The 1,919-nt window shown below is 64.1% G+C and carries 1 protein-coding gene; it reads left to right on the plus strand.

Annotation, left to right across the window (positions count from 1 at the left end; all coding sequences use genetic code 11):
* Nucleotides 1-718 precede the first annotated feature (718 nt).
* Nucleotides 719-1,696, plus strand: coding sequence for a putative endonuclease domain-containing protein (locus ACFW3D_RS32025; RefSeq protein WP_500510157.1), 978 nt, complete (start codon nt 719-721; stop codon nt 1,694-1,696).
* The last annotated feature ends 223 nt before the right edge of the window (nt 1,697-1,919 follow it).

Consider the following 1,919-nt stretch of genomic DNA (forward strand, 5'->3'; position numbering starts at 1 on the left):
GGCTGACGGCTCTTATGTTGGCCTGACGGCCAACACGGGCCTGACGGCCCGTCAAGCCACCGTCGTCGTGCCTGACGGCACGACTGTGTCTAGGTGCGGAAGGTTGGCCCTGGCGGGCCAACCCTGCTGGTTTCTCGGGTAGTTAGGCGGGCCTGACGGCCCGCTCAGCAAGAAGCACGTGTCCTGCCTGACGGCAGGACAGAAAACAGAAAGATGAGGCACCTCCCCATAGGCACCGGTGCCTGGCGGCACCGGTGATGTCATAAGGGGGTGGTTGCACAGATATTTAAGTTGCCCACACTCCCCTGACGGGGAGCTGGAACAAAGTCGTGGCCGTCCGGCTAACGCCGGACGGCCTGAAATACTGTCGGCTTCCTTTAGTGACAGGTGAGTTGGGAGTCCGCCTGACGGCATATTGGCGTTAAGTGTGCATCAACCGGGCCGGCCCTGAGCTCAGCTGTCTTGATGGCAGGCCCCGGCGTTGCGCCGGACAGTTCAGCGCGGCGTCCATTGCTCGACGCGGAATCCTCATCTCACCTTGGCAGTTCGGCTGCCTTGGCCGTCGTCAATCGCGGGCCGCTGAGCGATCTTCGCAAGGCCCTGACGGTACTCGGCTTGAGCACGGCCTTCACACGGTTGATTGAACCGGCTCGGTACCCCGTGCGGTAGGGGTGTTGCGCTCTGTGCTGGCGGGGTGTTCCAGGGCCATCATGATGCGATGCCGTCTACGTCTGCGGTCACTCCAGCTGCTCTTCGTCACGCCATAGCCGGGGCGCTGCATGTGGTGAAGGCCTATGAGCTCGCGGCCGTGTGTGAGCACCTGGGGTTGGAACCGCAGAAGCCTGATGAGGATCCGTTCCAGAGCAAGATCACCTACGTGCGGGCGCGACTTCAGGGCAAGACACTGCCCGAGCTTGTGGACATCGCGCGGCTCGTGATCAGCGAGTACGGCGATGACAATCTGCAGGCCCTGGTCGGCATGCTCGGCGCCCGCGGCGTCGATGGGGAGATGAAAAACCTGATCTTCGCCGCTGATGGTCCCAAACCGCAGATCGTGCTTCCGGACTCCATCAGCAACACCATCCGCATCGTGAAGAACGAGCAGTACTGCCTGGTGTACGACCAGGCCCTGGAAGACCACGGGCTGAGTTGGGCAGACCTGGTGGCATGGTGGGTTCGTCGGCAACCCGAGCACGCGGGTGATCCCACGCGGGCGCGTATCTCGCTGCGCGAGCGACTGCGTCGCTCGCTGGGCGACAACGGTGCCGAACTGCTGGTGTTCGACACCTACGTCAAGCTCGGCTTCAACCTTCCGGCGCTCATCCCCCAGGTCTACCTCCACTACGACCCCTACAGCCTCACCGAGCTGAACGGGGTCGGCCATCTCACCCGCCAGCGGATGGACTTCCTGCTGCTGATGAACCATCGTGCCCGGGCAATCATTGAGGTCGACGGCATTCAGCACTACTCCCGCGAAAGCGCCAAGAACGCGATACAGGAAACAGCCACCACACGGCAGGCTGACCCCGCGCGCTACGCCGCCATGGTCGCGGAGGACCGACAGCTCACGCTGCAGGGCTACGAGGTCTACCGCATCGGTGGCCATGAGCTGCGCGACCACGCAGCCGGGGAAACGATGCTCACCGAATTCTTCACACGCCTTCTCACCCGCCACGGCCACCTCCAGCCGCAGTAGAGAAGCAGGCACAGCCATAGCCCGGGCCGTTTGGTGTCTACGACGAAGCGGAGGGGGATCAGGACGTGGTGCATCCCGTGCTCGAGCGGTGGCTGCAGGAGGCCGGAGCCGGCCCGGTGGCACTGGACGCGCTGGAGGAGTTGCTGGGCATCTTCGAGGAGGCCGCCGGGGCGGCGGAGGGCGAGCTGGGCAAGAAGCGGATGGGCTTCCGGTTGGGGAACAC

Source organism: Streptomyces sp. NPDC058864 (assembly GCF_042742985.1).
Classification (GTDB): domain Bacteria; phylum Actinomycetota; class Actinomycetes; order Streptomycetales; family Streptomycetaceae; genus Actinacidiphila.